Here is a 17,884-nt window from a genome sequence, read left to right as displayed (position 1 = left end):
TTCGAAAGTCCTGTGCGGTGCCCGCGGTGTCCGGTGCGTGCTCTCGGCGTGCCGGACGAAAGGCCCCGTCGATGGCCCGGACGTACTTTGGGTTTCGGCCGGTGCGGCGAGAGTGCGTGCCGGGCGCCGTGGGTGCTGTGCGGGACTTTCGAAACACCCCCTAGGTGCCTACACGGTGCAGTTGCCGTTCGACACCTGGAGACCCTTGCCGGCTCCGGCCGTGCGGCTCACGACGTTCGGCAGGCACGCGGCGGGGTCGAGCGTGTAGCCGTAAGGAATGCTGACCGTGGTGTTGGACTGCGGGTTGGGTCCGGCGGGGTGGTTCTCGGTGCCAGGGCTCGACCAGGTCACGTTGTCGAAGACGTTTCCGCTGACCTGCCAGTAGCCGGCCGCGTCCGTGTAGAAGGTGCCCAGGACGTCCTTGGAGTCCTCGAAGTAGTTGTTGTCCACCTTGGCGCGCGCCCCGGCACGGGAGTTGATGCCGGACTCGTTGAGGCTCACGTAGTGGTTGTTGTAGATGTGGGCCGTTCCGCCGCGCAGCAGGGGCGCGCGGGAGTCGATGTTCTGGTAGAGGTTGTGGTGGTAGGTGATGTACCCGTTCGAGAGGTCGCTCTCGCTGGAGCCGACCAGACCGCCGCGTCCGGAGTTGCGCAGGATGCTGTACGACAGCGTCACGTACTGGGTGTTGTCCTTCATGTCGAAGAGGCCGTCGTACCCTTCCGACTCCCCGCCCGACGCCTCCAGGGTCGTGTGATCGACCCAGACGTTACGGACCCCCCTCTCCATGCCGATGGCGTCACCGCCGTTGGAAGTAGGCGATCCCGACTTCTTCACGTTCTTGACCGTCACGTTCTGGATGATGATGTTGCTGGCCTCACGGAGGTGAATGCCGAGCTGGTCGAAAACGGCTCCGCTGCCCACGCCGACGATCGTGACGTTGCTGATCTGCTTCAGCTCGAGCACCCCGGCGGCGGTGTTGCAGCTCCCGCCCGACACCTTGGCGGTGTTGGCGTGGTTGATGGTTCCCTCGACCTCGATGATGATCGGCGTGCTGCTGCTGGCTCGGCCGCACAGCGCCGCGTGGATCGCGGTTCCCGTGGTGGCCCGCACTGTCTTGCCGCCGGCTCCACCGGTGGTACCACCGTTCTGGGTCGCGTAACCGGTTGCGGAACCGGTCGCCGCGGATGCCTCCGGCATCGACAGCACGACGCCGACGCCGGCCGCGAGTGCCATCGCCGCTGATGCGGCGGAAAGTCGTAGGGCGGCTCTTCTTTGCATGGATATCTCCTGATTCTTCGTTTGACCTGGCCTTAAGTTGCTGCCGCACACGGCGAAGAATTGTCGGTGGATCGTCAATTCGAGCTGAGGGGGCACCCCGTCGCTCCTTGCGTGGCTCGGGGGCGTTTCTTCTTGATCACCGGGCTGCGGAACGCGTGCGTGACTGGCCCCAAGTCAGAACAAGCCGTCACCGCGGAGAGCGTGAGGGACGGTCAAATGCCTGCTCGTCATGACGTGCACCCTTCGTTCGACGGCACGTCGATGTCGCAGGACAGCCCCGTGCCGGATCGCTGGCGGCTCGTGCACAAGTCGCGGCGCCCACCGCGACGGTCGACCTCCTCGGAACGGTCCCCGGTCCCGAGAAAGCGCTTTCTGTTCGGCGACGATAGGGGTCCCGTGGCGACGTGGCAAGGGTCTGGGAAGGCTGGACCGTGGAGGAGGGGAATCGCGTGCTGGTTCGCGTCGTGGTGAGCGCTACGGCGCCACGATCGCGACCCCGGCGCCCCGGTGTCCGGTTGGGTCATTGCTGCTGTAAACGGTTGCCTTCCGCGCCGGACCGTTTTCGCCGTAATGAAGCTCTCCAGGCGGCACCGGCCTCGACTTTCCTCCGTGTTTCCATACGTGAACTCGGATGATGTACGTGACTACCGATGTGGCGCTCGGAGGCATCAGGCGGCGGGGTCCGGGCGGCAGTGCTCCAGCGTGGCGGGGCCCTGAGGGCGGTGGGCGTCGCCCGCGACACAACGCGCGCCCGTGCGTCGCGCTCAAGGACGCCAGTGGTGACACTGGGCGGGGCGTCTCGCGACAGCGGGCACTGGGCACTGGACCCATCGCCGTCGGCATGCCCCTGCATCTCGCGCAGAACCTCACACCACTGCGGACGACACTTCGGCAAGAGATACGGGAATCAGCTGCTCCGTCCAGATGACCTTGCCCTCGCGGTTGTGCCGCGTGCCCCAGTGTTCGGTGAGCTGGGCGACGAGGAGCAGGCCGCGGCCGCCCTCGTCGAAGACCCGGGCGCGGCGCAGGTGCGGGGAGGTGCTGCTGGCGTCGGACACTTCGCACGTCAGGGCGGATTGAAGGATCATCCGCAGTTGGATGGGGCTCTTGCCGTAGCGGATGGCGTTCGTCACCAGTTCGCTGACCACGAGCTCGGTGGTGAAGGCCAGTTCTTCCAGACCCCAGGCGATCAGCTGATCGGATGCGTGGACGCGGGCCTCGGAGACGACGGTCGGGTCGCTGGGGAGGTCCCATGTGGCGACGTGATCGGCGTCAAGAGCTGCGGTTTGTGCCACAAGGAGGGCGACGTCGTCAGCGGGGCGGCTGGGCAGCAGTGTGGAGAGCAGTTCGTCGCAGGTCTCCTCGAGGGACGCCGGTGCTCGGGCGAGAACGTCGCGCAGCAGTGCGAGGGCGGTCTCGAGGTCACGAGAGCGGCTCTGGACGAGGCCGTCGGTGAACAGCACCAGCCGACTGCCCGGTGACAGTTCGAACTGGGCGGTTTCGAAGGGGAGTCCACCCAGGCCCAGGGGTGGGCCGATCGGCAGCTCAGGGAAGTCGACCGCGCCGGATCCGGAGGCATCGTCGTCAGGGGTCGGGGGAGTCACCACGGCCGGCGGAAGGTGTCCGGGCGCTGGCCAGGGAGCAGGTGCGGGAGGCGGGGTCGTAGACCGCGTACAGGCAGGTGGCGCTGATCTCGTCCGTGCCCCGTTCCTCCTCGCGCTGCAGCCGGATGACCACGTCGTCGAGGTGGGTGAGCAGTTCGTCGGGTGTCAGGTCGATGTCCGCCAGGGTGCGGACGGCCGTCCGTGGCCCATGGTGGCCGCGGCATGCAGGCCGTGACCGATCACGTCGCCCACGACGAGAGCGACGCGGGCTCCGGAGAGCGGTATCACGTCGAACCAGTCGCCCCCCACGCCCGCTCGTGATCCGCTGGGCAGGTAGCGCGATGCCGTCTCGACGGAGGACTCCTCCGGCACGTGGTGTTGCAGCAGGCTGCGTTGGAGGGTGAGAGCGGTGGAACGCTCCTGGGTATAGCGACGGGCGTTGTCGATGTTCACCGCCGCTCTGGACGCGATCTCCTGGGCGAGCAGCAGCTCGTCGTCATCGAAGGGCTCCGCCGTTTGACGGCGGACGAACTGTGCGAGTCCCAGCGGGCTTCCGCGGGCCCACAGCGGGACCAGGAGCATGGAGCGCAGGCCCAAGGGGCGCAGGGCGAGCTCGTGGTCCGCCGACATCGCCAGCCATGGGGGCATGTCGTCGGCGGTGATGCCGAGCCGGAACGGTTGTCCGGTGGCCAGTACGCGAGCCGGCTCCGATTCTTCCGGGTAGGTGTGCGTCTGCCCTGTGGCGACTGCCGGGTCAGGGCAGCTGTCCGAGACAGCGTGGGCGATGCGGCGGAGCGTCGCAGGATCGCCCACGGGGTACGTCCACTCCTCCTGGAGGGCGGAGCAAAGGAGGTCGACGGTGACGAGGTCGGCGAGGTGGTCGGCACCGACGTCCGCCAGTTCCTGCGCGGTGCGGGTGGTGTCCAGGGTGGTCCCGATCCGTGTCCCGGCCTCGTTGATCACGATCAGCCGTCGTTGCAGCCAGCGGTCGCGTTCCCTCTGGTAGGCCGCTACAGCCTGTTCCGCCGTGCGATCGACGTACTCGAAGCCCATCGCGCTCAGGATGACCGTCGCCTCGTTGATCAGCTGTTGGGACCCGGCGACACGGGTTGTCTCTGCGTAGAGCTGATCAAGCAGACCCGCGTGGACGAGCCGATAGACGCGAAGGAGCTGGCTGATCGGCACCCCGTGCTCAGCGAGTCGACAGGCGAACTCGATGGCGGCGGGTGGCGTCCTGACCTTGGTCATATCAAGGACGCGCTCCAGGAAATCCAGGACGGCGGCGATGTGTTCGGACAACGCCACCGGCGCCACGGCTGCGATGTCCTCGTACTTCCACACCTCGGGAAGCTCGCTGAGCAGGTGTTGCAGCACCACGTCGCTCAATTGATCCGCTCGGGGTGCGAGGCCCCGAGCGAGATCGCTGAGGAAGCCATGGGCGTCGGTTCCCATAATCAAAAGGTATCGCCGCCCTGGCCGACGGGCTGTGCCACGCGGAGTCCGGTGGACGCGCTCGCCCACCGTCGGCCAGGGCGCTGTCAGCCGTTCACGGGGTGTGACCGGCGCGGCGGAGGACCGGGCGCAGCGTCTCGATGACGCCCGGGTCGTCCACCGTGGAGGGGATGGGTTCGTCATGGCCATCGGCGATGCCGCGCATGGTCTTGCGCAGGATCTTGCCCGAGCGGGTCTTGGGCAGGGCGGCGACGACCGTGACGTCCTTGAGGGACGCGACGGCGCCGATGCGTTCGCGTACGAGTCGGACGAGTTCGGCCTCGACCTCGCTCGGTTCGCGGTTGCTTCCTGCTTTCAGGACGACGAAGCCGCGCGGGATCTGACCCTTGAGTTGGTCGGCGACCCCGATGACGGCGCATTCGGCGACGTCGGGGTGGGCGGCCAGGGCCTCTTCCATGCTGCCGGTGGACAGCCGGTGACCGGCGACGTTGATGACGTCGTCGGTGCGGCCCATGACGAAGACGTAGCCGTCGTCGTCGAGGTGGCCGCTGTCGCCGGTGAGGTAGTAGCCGTCATAGGCGGAGAGATAGGAGGCGACGTAGCGGTCGTCGTCGTTCCAGAGCGTGGGGAGTGCGCCGGGCGGCAGGGGCAGCTTCACCACGATCGCACCGTCGACACCCGCGGGCACCGGCTCGCCCGAAGGGTCGAGGACGCGGACGTCCCAGCCCGGCAGCGCGCGGGTGGGGGAGCCGGGCTTGAGGGGAGCGGCCTCGATGCCCACAGGGTTGGCGACGATGGGCCAGCCCGTCTCGGTCTGCCACCAGTGGTCGATCACCGGGACGCCCAGCAGGGCACTCGCCCAGTGATACGTCTCGGGGTCGAGGCGCTCGCCGGCGAGGAAGAGATAGCGCAGGTGGGAGAGGTCGTAGTCGGCGGTGAGTGTCCCCGTTGGGTCCTCCTTGCGGATGGCCCGGAAGGCGGTGGGCGCCGTGAACATGGTCTTGGCCCGGTACTCGGCGGCGACGCGCCAGAACTGGCCCGCGTCCGGAGTGCCGACCGGCTTGCCCTCGTACAGGACCGTCGTCGCGCCGGCCAGCAGGGGCGCGTAGACGATGTACGAGTGCCCGACGACCCAGCCGACGTCGGAGCCGGTGAACATCGTCTCGCCCGGGCCCACGTCGTACACGGCGCCCATCGACCAGTTCAGCGCGACCGCGTAGCCGCCGCAGTCACGCACGACTCCCTTGGGTTTTCCGGTCGTTCCGGACGTGTAGAGGATGTAGAGGGGATCGGTGGCGGGGACGGGAACGCAGTCGGCCGGCGATGCGGCGGCGACCAGCTCGGCCCAGTCGAGATCGTCCGGCCCCAAAGCAGCCGACTCCTGCGGGCGTTGCAGGATCACGCTCTTCTCCGGCTTGTGGACCGCGAGTTCGATGGCCCGGTCGAGCAGCGGCTTGTACGCGATGACCCGCTTGCCCTCGATGCCGCAGGAGGCTGAGACGATCACCTTGGGGGCCGCGTCATCGATGCGGAGGGCGAGCTCGCGCGGGGCGAATCCGCCGAAGACGACCGAGTGGACCGCGCCGATGCGTGCGCAGGCCAGCATCGCGACCGCTGCCTCGGGGACCATCGGCATGTAGATCACCACCCGGTCACCGTGCTCCACTCCGAGCTGTGCGAGCGCTCCGGCGAAGGCCGCCACCTCGTTCCTCAGCTGTGCGTAGGTGTAGGTGCGGCGGGTGTCGGTCACGGGGGAGTCATAGACGAGCGCGGGTTGTTCGCCGCGGCCGGCCTCGACGTGCCGGTCGAGCGCGTTGAAACAGACGTTGAGCCGCCCGTCGGGAAACCAGCGGTAGAAGGGGGCGCCCGAGGAGTCCAGGGCGCGTTGCGGACTGACATCCCAGTCGATGCCCTCAGCCGCCTTCAGCCAGAAGCTCTCCGGGTCCTCGGTACTGGCACGGAAGACATCCTCGTACGCTCCCATCGCGCACTCCTTTGTGGCATCGCGGGACGGTGGTGGTGCTGCGTGCGGAAACAGTGTCGGACACAAGTACCGCATGCCGCCCGGCATGGTCGAGCAGGATGCCGGAGACCGGCGGACCGGTCACCGGCATCGCGGTGGTGCGGCGGTCTGGCCGGCAGACGCCACCTCGCTGTCAGGTGCAGCTGCTGTTCACGCGCCGAGGTGCTTACGGAGCCACTGACCCATCTGCTGGATCGCCTGGTCCACCTCGGGTACGCGCCCGGCGCCCAGGACGAAGGAGTGCTGGCCTTCGGGCATCGGGTGGACCTCGGAGGTGACCTTGAAGTCCGCAAGGCGGCGGCCGAGCTGGGCGCCGTCGTCGGCGAGGGTCTCGTACTCCCCGTAGTGGACGGTGGTCGGGGGCAGGCCGGTCAGATCGGCGTTCGCGATGCTGATCGCGGGGTCGGTGAAGTCCACCGAGGGGTCCTGCAGCCAGGCTCCTCGGAAGAGTTCGAGGGTGCCCCGGCTGAGCATCTTGTCGTTGTCTTCGTTCTCGTCCACCGAGGCGTTCTGGATGGTGAGGTCGGTCCACGGCGAGACGCTGACGATCGCGCCGGGGGTGGCCTCGCCCTTGGCGAGCAGGCGCAGCGGCAGCATGACCGCGAGGGTGCCTCCGATCGAGTGGCCGGTGCTGCCGATGTTGCGCGGCTGGTAGCCCTGGGCGAGCAGCCACCGGTAGGCCGTCTCGGCGTCGTCGAGCTGCGCGGGGTAGGGGTGTTCGGGGGCCAGGCGGAAATCCACGACGAGGGAGCGGGCGCCGGCCGCCTTGGCGATGTGGCCGGCGGTCTTACGGTCGGAGTGCATGGAGGCGGTGACGGATCCGCCGAAGTGGAAGTGGAGCAGCGCCTTGTCGGGGTCGGCGCCCTCGGGGATGGCCCACAGCGCGGGGACGCCGCCCGCGTCGACCTCGGCGTAGGTGACGCCTTCCGGCTCGGTGGACGCCTTGTGGTTCGAGTCGACGATGTCGCGGACGATGCCCAGGTCGAGGCCGGGTGTCGACGACTTCGCGCTCACACCCGCGAGGAACTCCGCGAACTGCTGTGCCTCTGGGCTTACTCCCATGGTGGTGCTCCTTCTCAGGCGGGTGCCGTGCCGGTTCCCTCGCGGCAGCCGGTTTGATGTGCTGGCCATGACGCCATTGGTTGAGTGTAAGAAAGTAAACTCAGGTGAGGGTGAAACCACCCCTTGGTTGCCCGCATTTCCCTCCCGCGGATCCCGCGCGTCGGCGGCGGCGCCGTCGGTGAGCTGGGCGACGTCGTCCGAGGACTCGGCCTGCATCGCCCCCTGCTGGTGACGGACGCGTTCCTCGCCGGGACCGGTGCGGCGGAGCGACTGATGGCGACGCTGAGCGATGCCGGACTGCGGCCGCACCTGTTCGCCGGCACCGTCCCGGATCCGACGACCGACTCGCTCGACGCGGGTCTGACAGTGCTGCGGGAGCACGGGGCGGACTCGGTGATCGGGTTCGGCGGCGGCAGTCCGGTGGACACCGCCAAGGCCCTCGGCCTGCTGGGCGTCCAGGGCGGGCAGATGCGGGACTACAAGGCCCCGCACACCAACCTCGGCCCGGCGCTTCCGGTGATCGCGGTCCCGACGACCGCGGGCAGTGGCTCGGAGGCGACCCAGTTCACCATCATCACCGACAGTGCCACGGACGAGAAGATGCTCTGTCCGGGGCCGGCGTTCCTGCCGGTCGCCGCCGTCGTCGACTTCGAACTGACCCTGTCGATGCCGCCTCGGCTGACCGCCGACACCGGCGTCGACGCGCTCACTCATGCCGTCGAGGCGTACGTGAGCCGCAAGGCCAATCCGTTCTCCGACGGCCTTGCCCTGAACGCCATCCGGGCCATCGGCCATCACCTTCGCCGCGTCTACGCCGACGGGGGAGACCATGAGGCTCGCGAGGCGATGATGCTCGCCGCGACCCAGGCCGGCATCGCCTTCTCCAACTCCAGCGTGGCGCTCGTGCACGGCATGAGCCGCCCGATCGGCGCTCACTTCCACGTCGCCCACGGTCTGTCGAACGCGATGCTCTTCCCCGCGGTGACAGCGTTCTCCGTGCTCGCCGCCGAGAGGCGGTACGCCGACTGCGCCGGCGCCCTCGGAGCCGCCACCGACGGCGACAGCGACGCCGTGGCCGCCGATAGGCTCGTGGAGGCGCTCCGCACCCTGTGCCAGGATCTTGAGGTGCCCACCCCCCAAGCCCACGGCATCGACAAGGACGAGTGGTTCCGCCTGTTGCCCCTCATGGCCGAGCAGGCGCTCACGTCCGGATCCCCAGCCAACAACCCCGTCGCACCCACCGCGGACGAGATCCAGGATCTCTACGCGCAGATCTACGCCTGACACCCGGCGAGTGAGGAACGTCATGGCCACGACAGCCAGGTCCGCGGATGACGAGATGATGAGATGACGACCGATGACTGATACCGCTGCGGTCGAGATTCTCGCCGACGTCCACCGGGGCGTCGGCCGCATCCTGCTGAACCGCCCCAAGGCGCTCAACGCCCTGACGACAGGCATGGTCGTCGCCATCGACCGTGTGCTCGCCGAGTGGGAGCACACACCGCTGTCCGCTGTGGTGCTTGCCAGTACCAGCACGAAGGCGTTCTGCGCCGGTGGAGACATCCGCACGATCCGCGAGCACAGCCTCGCCGACGATGCCGAGGCCAGTGAGAGGTTCTTCGCCTCCGAGTACCGGCTCAACGCCCGGATCGCCGAATTTCCCGTGCCGGTCGTGTCGCTCATCGACGGCCTGTGCATGGGCGGCGGCCTCGGTCTGTCCGTCCACGGCAGCTTCCGCGTCGTCACCGAGCGCGCGGTGCTGGCGATGCCCGAGACCGGGATCGGGTTCTTCCCGGATGTCGGGGCAAGCTACTTCCTGCCGAGGCTGCCCGGCGCGATTGGCATGTACCTGGGACTGACGGGGCATCGGCTCGACACGGCCGACGCCCTGTACACGGGGCTGGCCACGCACTTCGTTCCCGCGGACGGGCTCGAGGGGGTCGGGGATGCCCTGGCAGACAACCACGGCGACCCTGTGGACGTGGTCCTGAACCGCCTCGCCGGCCGTTCCCCGGTGGCGGAGAGCGGACTGGCGGAGGTACGCGGGGACGTGGACTGGGCGTTCGGCGCGCCATCCCTCGGCGAGATCGAGAAACGCCTGCGCCACCTTGACACCCCCTGGGCGGCAGCCGCGCTGGTCGCCCTGGAGTCCGCCTCGCCGCAGAGCCTGGAGATCACTCACGCCCTGCTGGCCCAGGGCAGGCAGCACACATTGCGCGAGTGCCTCCGCACCGAACTCGCCCTCACGCGCACGACCATCCGCACGCCGGACTTCCTGGAGGGGGTTCGTGCTGCCCTGGTTGACAAGGACCGCACTCCCAACTGGCAACGTGCGTCGCTCGGAGGACGGACGTTGCCGTCCTGAGCATGTCCACCGTGAGCATGTCCGCCGTGAGCAGGACACTGCCTCGCGCAAGGCGCTGGTCGTGCAGGAGGGGCGCGCCTCAACGAGACGGGAGCGCGGGCCTCGCCGACCAGGTTGTCACGGCAACGGGAGCGGAAGGCGCTATGAGTCAGTCATACGTCCGTCATGAGCGTCGAGAGCTGCGAGCCGTCGGTGCGTCTCGCCCGACCCGCTGAATCCTCGCCTCTCCGCCTGGGCGGGCTCGCTCAGGCGTGGCAGTTCGTCCGCCGTGATCACACTCCTGACACGCAACGGGTGCGGGAGCCTGACCACGGCGCGGGTCGGCGTGTCTGGCGTAGCCCCGGTCCTGCAGGCGACGGTCGGGACGGCCGACCACGACGGCGGCTTCATTCCGTGTCCCTCTACCCGGAGCGCACCGCGATCGTCTTCGGTGACGACCGCATTACGTACCGAGCTCTCGACGCCGCGGCCAACCGGGTCGCGAACCTGCTCGTCTCGCGCGGCATCCAGCCGGGTGACAAGGTCGCACTGTCCTGCCCCAACCTGCCCCACTTCACCAGCGTCTACTTCGGCATTCTCAAGGCCGGGGCGGCGGTCGTGCCGCTGAACGTGCTGTTGAAGGCTCGCGAGGTTGCCTACCACCTCACCGACTCCGACGCGAAGGCGTATTTCGCGTTCGAAGGCACGCCGGAGTTGCCGATCGGGCAGACCGCGTGGGAGGGCTTCCAGGCCACCGAGGGCTGCAGCGAGTTCTTCCTGATCGAGCGCGGTGACGCGCAGTGGGCCGGGGACGGGACGCCGGAGTCGACGCCGCGGCCGTCACCGAGCAGCCGGTGACGTTCCAGACGGTCGAACGCGACGACGACACCGCGGTGGTCCTCTACACCTCCGGCACGACCGGCCGGCCCAAGGGCGCGGAGTTGCGTCACCGCAACGTGTACGACAACGCGCTCGCCGGCATCGACCTGTTCGCCGCAGATCCCTCGCGCCCCGACACGTACCTGTGCGCGTTGCCGCTGTTCCATGCCTTCGGCCAGTCCGTGAGCCAGAACGGCGCGCTCGCCTTCGGCGGCACGATCGTGATGCAGCCGAGATTCGAGGCGCGGGCAACCCTGCGCCTCATGCTCGACCACGACGTGACGCTCCTCGCCGGCGTCCCGACGATGTACTGGGGTCTTCTCGCGGCCCTCGACGACACGGTCGACGTCGCCCGCCTGGCCACGAACCTGCGCGTGGCGGTGGCCGGTGGCTCAGCGCTGCCCGCCGAGATCCACAAGCAGTTCAAGGACCGCTTCGGCGTCACGATCCTCGAGGGATACGGTCTGTCCGAGACCTCCCAGGCCGCCTCCTTCTCCCGGTTCGGAGAGGAGCCCCGCGTCGGGTCGATCGGAGTGCCGATCCCGGGCGTGGAGATGAAGTTGATCCGCGACGACTGGTCCGAGGTCGAGGGCGGCCCCGACGCGATCGGGGAGATCGTGATCAAGGGGCACAACGCCATGAAGGGTTACTACAAGCGGCCCCAGGAGACGACCGAGGCGATCAGGGAGGGCTGGTTCCGCTCCGGCGACCTCGCCCGCAAGGACGAGGACGGCTTCTACTGCATCGTCGACCGAGCCAAAGACATGATCATCCGCGGCGGCTTCAACGTCTACCCGCGCGAGATCGAGGAAGTGCTCATGGAGCACCCGGCCGTCTCACTGGTCGCCGTCATCGGCGTACCGCACAAGTCCCACGGTCAGGAGATCAAGGCCGTCGTGGTGAAGAAGGCCGGGAGCGGCACGACCGAGGAGGAGCTCGCCGCCTGGGCGAAGGAGCGGTTCGCCGCGCCTGGGCGAAGGAGCGGTTCGCCGCGTACAAGTATCCGCGCATCATCCAGTTCGTCGATGAGCTGCCCTTGAACCCCACGGGCAAGATCCTCAAACGCGAACTCACCTGAGCACGTCGGTCGCTTCGGGACGGTCAAGTGCTGCCGAACCGGATCATGAAGTCCGCGTGGAGCAAGGCACTCGCCGACAAGCGCAACACCCCGGACCGCCGCCGTCGGCAAGCATGACCGCCGGGGCCGGTAGCAACCCGGCCCGGATCACGTCCGGTCCCGCGCGGCCGAAGCGATCTGAGAGCAGTGGAGTACGCGGCACTCAGATCGGTGGGTTCAGCGAGATCCGCCAGCAACCGTGCTCCGGCACGTTCGACCACCCGCACACCATCGGCACTGACCGGAACCTTGGGACGCAATCCCATAGCCTCGCAACGGCGGCCGGACGGCAAGACTGGCTTCGTGTTCGACTCCCCTTCTCTCCAGTCGTAGACCCGGTTCAAGGCCCGTACCGCTCGTGCACATCCCGCCACGGAGCACCTGTCCCGGTCCGCACCGCATGCCGTCGATCGACGTCGCCGGGCAACAGCAGGCCGCGACCGACGCCCACAACCAGCGCGAGACTCCGCTCTTCACGGCCGGCATGGGGCGCAAGGCACCCAGGGGAGGACGTCGGCGTGGTGGCTGGTCGGAGATCACGAGCACGGTGCGCCCCATCGCGCGGTCCAACTCCGCCGCCGTTGTCCCTCAGGCGCCGTCCGGCCCGCGACCGCGAGGTCGATGGCTCACGACCGGAGGCGGGCGCCTGTTCCCAGCCGGGCGGTGACTTCACGGGGAGTGAGGGTGGTGTGTTCCGCGGAGCACTCGACGACGACGCGGACCGGGGCGTCGCACTCGGTGTGGCGGACGTCCAGTAGAGGACCCTCGGAACCGAGGGTGTGCGCCTCGCCCCACTGACTCAGCGCCATCAGGACGGGCCATAGGTCCCAGCCCTTGCGGGTCAGGCGGTATTCGTTGCGGGAGCGGCTGCCGGGCTCCCGGTAGGGGACGGTCTTGAGGATGCCGGCCGAGGTCAGCTTGCGGAGGCGGTCGCTGAGGACGGCCTCCGACAGGCCGATGTGGCGGTGGAAGTCGTCGAAGCGGCGGACTCCGTTGACGGCGTCACGCAGGATCAGCAGCGTCCATTTCTCCCCGATCACGTCGAGCGTGCGCTGGACGGGGCAGTTCTCCGTGCTCGCCTCAAGCCACTCCATCCCGCCATCGTAAGGGCCTGGCTTCGCCATTGACAGTCAGGCGATCAAAAGTCTAGCTTCACTTGAAAAAGTCAGCTGGGAGTCAGCTGGGAGTCTGGGAAGGGCGCTGGACCGTGGGGCGAACGCGTACGTATCACTGGGACGATCCCGCGATCTCAGCGGAGGCCGCCGGGCGTATGGCCGGCATCGACTTCCTGCGCGAGGTGCAGGCGGGGCGGCTGCCGAGGGCGCCGATCAGCCACACCGTCGACTTCGCCCTGGACGAGGTGGAGCCCGGCAGGGCGGTCTTCTCGCTGACACCGGGGGAGGAGCACTACAACCCGATCGGCAGCGTGCACGGCGGCATCTTCGCCACCCTGCTCGACTCGGCGGCGGGCTGCGCAGTCCAGTCCCTCCTCCCGCAGGGCATGGCGTACACCTCGCTCGACCTGACCGTGAAGTTCCTGCGACGGGTCACCGTGGACACGGGCCCAGTGCGCGCCCTCGGCACGGTCGTCAGCAAGGGCCGCCAAACCGCCCTGGCCCAGGCTCAGTTGGTCGACGCGAAAGACCGTCTCCTCGCCCACGCCACCAGTAGCTGCATGCTCTTCCCGGTACCCGCCCCTCGGGTGTGACTCCGAAGACAGGGCCCTCGGTCCGTGGGGCAGCCGGGGCGACAGTGAGTGCATCGATATTCCACTCGACGGCGGCCCGCTGCCCCTGGGTGACTAGTCGACTGTGAGGCTGGTTGGTGCGTGTCGCGGCCACGCTTGGGCGCCCGGGGAGACGTTTCCGTCGGGCGCCGGGTGCTCTGATCAAGCGGCGTGGACGGGGTGGCGGGTGTAGCCGGCTGCGCCGCCACCGTAGAAGGTGTTGGGGTCGGGTGTGTGTGGGGGGCGTTGGCGCGTACGCGCTCGACGAGGTCAGGGTTGGCGAGTGCCATGGTGTCGACGGTGATGACGTCCGCGAGGCCGTCTTCGATGTCCTTGGCGCGGGTGGCGAGGTCGGCGCCGGGCCGGTTGAGGAGCAGTGTGGTCGGCCAGAGCTTGCGGAGGGCGTGGAGCGGTTCGTCGTCGTCGCCGTGGCCTATGTGCAGGTAGGTGAGGCTCATGGTGTCGGCCGACACCATGAGCCTCACCTACGAGGGCGAGTTCAGATGCCGGGACCGTGTAGCCGTCCCTGATGAAAGCCCGATGCTCGCCCGTCACCGCTGTCGACTCTTTGGATTATGTTCGCAATACAATAGGCTGGCGAAGTCGGTGAAGGGCAACCGGTCCTTCCGGCCGGCGAAGGAGCGTGTGCTGTGGGGCGGTACGGAAAAGAGCACAAGTTCGGAGACGAGGCGGCGGATCATCGAGGTGGCGGGCCGCCGGTTCAAACAAGACGGTATCGACGGCTCCGGGGTCTCGACGCTCATGAAGGACGCGGGGCTGACCAATGGGGCCTTCTACTCTCACTTCGAATCCAAAGACGACCTCGTCACCACGGCAATCGCCGACCAGTTGAAGGCGCAGGCCGAGGAGGTCGTCGCGCGGGCCGCACCCGGCCGTGCCGGACTCGAGCAGATTGTGCGCGGGTACCTGTCGCCCCAGCACCGCGGCAGCCTTGGCGACGGCTGCCCCAACGCCGCTCTGCTCGACGAGATCGGGCGCTGCACCGACACAACCAGGCAGGCGTACACCGATGGCGTGCTGATCCTCATCGACGGCATTGCCGCCCGCATCGCGCCCGAGGACCCGTCCTCCGCACGCGTGAAGGCGCTCAGCCTCCTCGGCCTGCGAGGTCGGGGGCCACTTCATGAGTCAGCGAGTGGCCATGCCCGGACGCGCGGAACGGTTGTCGCATCCGGGCTCGGCTGAATGCCCTCGCTCAGCGCCTGGCGGAGGTCGACCGCCACACGGTTGCGGCTCGGTCGTTCCCCTTAGGGCTTGCCGGGAATCAACGCGTCGGTTTGATCTTGGTTTCGTCTGGTTCGATGAATCTGACGATGTCGGCCGGCGTGCGGAAACGGGCTGTTGAGGCGGGGATGCAGACGCCGTGGGCTTCCAGGAGCGGGCGGACGTCTTTCACTGCACGGCTGATGGTCACGGCGGTGGTGTTGAAGAGCTGGCCGAGGAGCTCCTGAAGAGCGTGTTTCCGCAGGTAGAGGATGGTGACCAGGATCTGTTCGGCGGGAGAGAGCGTCGGTTTGCGGCCCGTGCCGCGGGCGACGCGGCGTGGTCCGCCGCGGGCTGCGTTGCGGACCTGTTCGCGGCGTTCTTCCAGCGCGGGGATCAAGGTGTGGGTCAGGTCGCTGAGTTGGTTGCGGGACATGCCGGTCAGCTCGGGGTCCTGCAGGTCGTGGACCATGAGGTGGCGAGAGCTGTCGGCTGACCGCACGCGTTGCCGGGGAAGATATGGGCGCGGTTGGTGATCTGCGGGGTGAAAGGTGTAGTTCCAGTCTCCGTGGAAGCGGTGGCGTGTGATCGGCAGGGCGGCTATGGCCCCGTCGCTGACGCGGACACCGGTGGGGTACTCGCCGCTGTCGAGTTCGGCGTGCACCGTCAGACCGGTGCGGCTGGTCGTCGCGGCGATGGTCCGGAGCATGACTTCATGGCTGGTCAGGGGCCTGCCACGCCAGTTCATGGTGATGTGGGAGAACAGCCGGTGCTCGATCTTGTTCCACTTCGATGTGCCGGGCGGCAGGTGACACACGGTGATGTCCAGGCCGGTTTCGGCGGCGAGGTCGGCCAGATGGGTCTTCCAGCCGCGGGTGCGGTAGCCGTTGGATCCCCCGCCGTCGGCCGTGATCAGCAGCCGGCGGGCGCGGGGGTAGTCGTGCCGCCCACGGGCCTGCCACCAGCGGCGGATCGAGGCGACGGCGAACGCCGCCGTGTCGTGATCGGTGCCGATGGTGACCCAGCCGCTGTTCGCGGCCATGTCATAGATGCCGTATGGGATCGCCTTCTCGGCCTGGCCGGGAAAGTCGTGCATGTTGACCTTCACGGGGGCCCTGGCGGGCCGCCACTCGTGCCCGGCGTTCTTGAAGTCGCCGACCAGCTCCTTCTTCTTGCTGTCCACGCTGATCACCGGGTCACCAGCGTCCCTGTGATCCCGTGCCTGCTCGTTGAGGTAGAGGAACTGGGCGTCCCGGTCCGGGTGCTGAGCGCCTTCGATGGTCTTGGCGTTGGCCTGCAGACTGAAGCCTTCCTCCCGCAGCAGGCCGGCGACCGTGTCGGCGGAGACCCGGTGGCCCTGCCGGGTCAGCTCCGCCGCCAGCTTCCGGGTCGACTTCGTTGTCCACCGCAGCGGCGACATCGGATCTCCCCGCTCGTCGGGCTCGACCAACTCCAGCAGCGCCGGCCGCAGCTCCGCATCCAGCTCGGTCGCCTTCTTCCGGCCTCCGCCAGGACGACGGACCCGCCCCAACGGGCCCTGGCCGGACTCCAGTTCAGCGGCTCCGCGCGAGACCGTGCCCTCCCGGACCCCGGCCGCAGCTGCAACAACCCTGATCCCGCCATGCCCCAGCGACCGCGCCTCCGCCCCTATGGCCAGTCGGCGCTGACGCTCGTCCAGATGCGGTAACAACGCCTGGAACTTCGCAGCCAGGGCGGTCTCGATCCCCTCCGGTCTCCCCATACCAGAACAACGATCCCCAAAGCCGGAAGCCACGACTTGTTTCCCGGCAAGCCCTTAGCGCATGAACGTCTGGGCGTTCGCGATTCCCTGCTCGAGGACCTCGTCGGCGAACTTGCGGTCGGCGAGCGCGCGGGACAGTTGCAGCGTCCCCACCAGCATGGTGAAGAGCCCGATGGCCTTGCCGCGAGCGGACTGTGGATCCGCAGGCGCCAGACGGGCGGCGATCTCTTCCACGATGGCCGTCGCGCCCTCGGTGTAGGCCTGCTTGGTGGCGTCCGCGCAGCGGCCGATCTCGTCGAGCAGTGCGGCGGAGGGGCATCCGGTGCTGGGCTGGTCGCGGTGCTCGGGCGACAGATAGCCGCGAATGAAGTCCTCGAGTCCCTGTCGGCCCGCCGGCAGTGTGTCGTATCCCTCCGCCTGCGTGCGAAGTTGATCGGCGACAACGTTGGCGACGAGGTCGTCCTTGGAGGTGAAGTGGGCGTAGAACGCTCCGTTGGTGAGCCCGGCGTCCGCCATCAGTGTCGAGATGCCCGAGCCGTCGATGCCGTCCTGCTTGAATCGGTGGCCGGCCTTCTCGATGATCCGTTGCCGCGTCACCTGTTTGTGTTCCTTGGCGTAGCGCGCCACAGGCTTCCTCCCGTCGCGATGTAAGGCCGTTGCCTGCAGCCCGAGCCTAGTCTATGGCCTGACATATGTAATATTACGCCCGTGAGGCAATGTGGATGGCTCGCGCTTCGAGGGTGGGCACCCCGGGTGGGGCGTGACGTCTGTACTCGGGCCGGTCCGGTGGATCGGTGCAATGAAAGGCCCTGTGGGGGTCTTGGTCCTTCTCGTGCGCAGCCGGTTGAGTGGCCGGTTGCAGCGCCGACGGCTGAGTATCTATAAGTAAACTCAAACTCGGTTAGAATCGCTCCCATGGATGCGTGGGCCGAAGTTCTTGACACCGGCATGGACCCCCGACTCGACCGGGACACGTCCAACTGCTCGATCGCGCGGACTCTTGAGATCGTGGGCGAGAAGTGGACGATCCTGATCCTGCGTGAGGTGTGGTACGGCTCGTCCCGGTTCGGAGACTTCGAACGTGTCTTGGGCTGTCCTCGTAACCTTCTGGCGACGCGGCTTCGGATGCTGGTGGAGGAAGGGATCCTGGCGACCGAGACGTACAAGGAGCCCGGTTCGCGGAGTCGGCCGAAGTATGTGATCACCGCTAAGGGCGTGGATCTGGTGCCGGCCGTGATGGGGCTGCTGGAGTGGGGTGACCGTTACCGCGCCGACCCGGAGGGGCCGGCGGTACTGGCGCGACACCGCGAGTGCGGCGCGCACGTCGACGTCCAGATTCGCTGTGAGCGGGGCCACGCCGTGCAGGCGGAAGACATCGAGAGCGTCCCCGGCCCGGCATTTCGTATGAGGCCCGCCGGGTGAGCTCAGGAC

11 protein-coding genes and 3 pseudogenes are annotated in these 17,884 nt (G+C 68.1%); 7 read left to right on the top strand and 7 right to left on the bottom strand.

The genetic code is table 11. The features are described 5' to 3' along the window. From AC5P09_RS42350 to AC5P09_RS42335, 4 genes and pseudogenes are all read right to left on the bottom strand, one after another. Positions 1-1,278, bottom strand: a pseudogene (locus tag AC5P09_RS42350) (pectate lyase family protein); the annotation flags it as partial. A gap of 866 nt (positions 1,279-2,144) precedes the next feature. Further along, positions 2,145-4,334, bottom strand: a pseudogene (locus tag AC5P09_RS42345) (ATP-binding SpoIIE family protein phosphatase). Between the two features lie 94 nt (positions 4,335-4,428). Continuing rightward, entirely contained in the window at positions 4,429-6,318 is a 1,890-nt protein-coding gene (locus AC5P09_RS42340) for a propionyl-CoA synthetase (protein ID WP_493879025.1), read from the bottom strand. Between the two features lie 189 nt (positions 6,319-6,507). Continuing rightward, positions 6,508-7,419, bottom strand: coding sequence for an alpha/beta hydrolase (locus AC5P09_RS42335; protein ID WP_493879024.1), 912 nt, complete (start codon positions 7,417-7,419; stop codon positions 6,508-6,510). A 123-nt stretch (positions 7,420-7,542) separates the two neighbouring features. Between AC5P09_RS42335 and AC5P09_RS42330 the strand changes: the two genes are divergently transcribed. From AC5P09_RS42330 to AC5P09_RS42315, 4 genes are all read left to right on the top strand, one after another. Continuing rightward, positions 7,543-8,703 carry an iron-containing alcohol dehydrogenase gene (locus AC5P09_RS42330; RefSeq protein WP_493879023.1) on the top strand — a complete coding sequence of 387 codons (1,161 nt, stop codon included), beginning with the start codon at positions 7,543-7,545 and terminating at the stop codon, positions 8,701-8,703. A gap of 73 nt (positions 8,704-8,776) precedes the next feature. Then, positions 8,777-9,787 carry an enoyl-CoA hydratase/isomerase family protein gene (locus tag AC5P09_RS42325; protein WP_493879022.1) on the top strand — a complete coding sequence of 337 codons (1,011 nt, stop codon included), beginning with the start codon at positions 8,777-8,779 and terminating at the stop codon, positions 9,785-9,787. Between the two features lie 393 nt (positions 9,788-10,180). Beyond that, on the top strand, positions 10,181-10,624 hold the full coding sequence (locus AC5P09_RS42320; protein ID WP_493879021.1) for an AMP-binding protein: 444 nt from the start codon (positions 10,181-10,183) through the stop codon (positions 10,622-10,624). Beyond that, the gene (locus tag AC5P09_RS42315; protein WP_493879020.1) at positions 10,567-11,685 is read left to right on the top strand and encodes an AMP-binding protein; all 1,119 of its coding nucleotides are present in this window, start codon (positions 10,567-10,569) and stop codon (positions 11,683-11,685) included. Before AC5P09_RS42320 ends, AC5P09_RS42315 begins: the two co-directional genes overlap by 58 nt. A gap of 703 nt (positions 11,686-12,388) precedes the next feature. Here the strand turns inward: AC5P09_RS42315 and AC5P09_RS42310 are convergent. Beyond that, positions 12,389-12,856: a winged helix-turn-helix transcriptional regulator gene (locus AC5P09_RS42310; RefSeq protein ID WP_493879019.1), complete on the bottom strand. Its 468-nt coding sequence runs from the start codon at positions 12,854-12,856 to the stop codon at positions 12,389-12,391. 113 nt (positions 12,857-12,969) lie between these two features. On the opposite strand from AC5P09_RS42310, the gene AC5P09_RS42305 reads away from it, so the two are divergent. Together AC5P09_RS42305 and AC5P09_RS42300 are read left to right on the top strand one after the other, a co-directional pair. Beyond that, the gene (locus tag AC5P09_RS42305; protein ID WP_493879018.1) at positions 12,970-13,470 is read left to right on the top strand and encodes a PaaI family thioesterase; all 501 of its coding nucleotides are present in this window, start codon (positions 12,970-12,972) and stop codon (positions 13,468-13,470) included. Positions 13,471-14,138: 668 nt separating this feature from the next. Beyond that, positions 14,139-14,613: pseudogene (locus AC5P09_RS42300) on the top strand (TetR/AcrR family transcriptional regulator); the annotation flags it as partial. Between the two features lie 160 nt (positions 14,614-14,773). Here the strand turns inward: AC5P09_RS42300 and AC5P09_RS42295 are convergent. Then, on the bottom strand, positions 14,774-16,453 hold the full coding sequence (locus AC5P09_RS42295; RefSeq protein WP_493879017.1) for an ISAzo13 family transposase: 1,680 nt from the start codon (positions 16,451-16,453) through the stop codon (positions 14,774-14,776). A 54-nt stretch (positions 16,454-16,507) separates the two neighbouring features. Further along, positions 16,508-17,080, bottom strand: a complete 573-nt coding sequence (locus AC5P09_RS42290; protein ID WP_493879016.1) for a TetR/AcrR family transcriptional regulator — start codon at positions 17,078-17,080, stop codon at positions 16,508-16,510. A 321-nt stretch (positions 17,081-17,401) separates the two neighbouring features. On the opposite strand from AC5P09_RS42290, the gene AC5P09_RS42285 reads away from it, so the two are divergent. Further along, the gene (locus AC5P09_RS42285; RefSeq protein ID WP_493879027.1) at positions 17,402-17,875 is read left to right on the top strand and encodes a winged helix-turn-helix transcriptional regulator; all 474 of its coding nucleotides are present in this window, start codon (positions 17,402-17,404) and stop codon (positions 17,873-17,875) included. The last annotated feature ends 9 nt before the right edge of the window (positions 17,876-17,884 follow it).

This window comes from Streptomyces sp. a15 (assembly GCF_059026085.1).
This window is presented reverse-complemented; position numbering and strand designations above follow the sequence as displayed.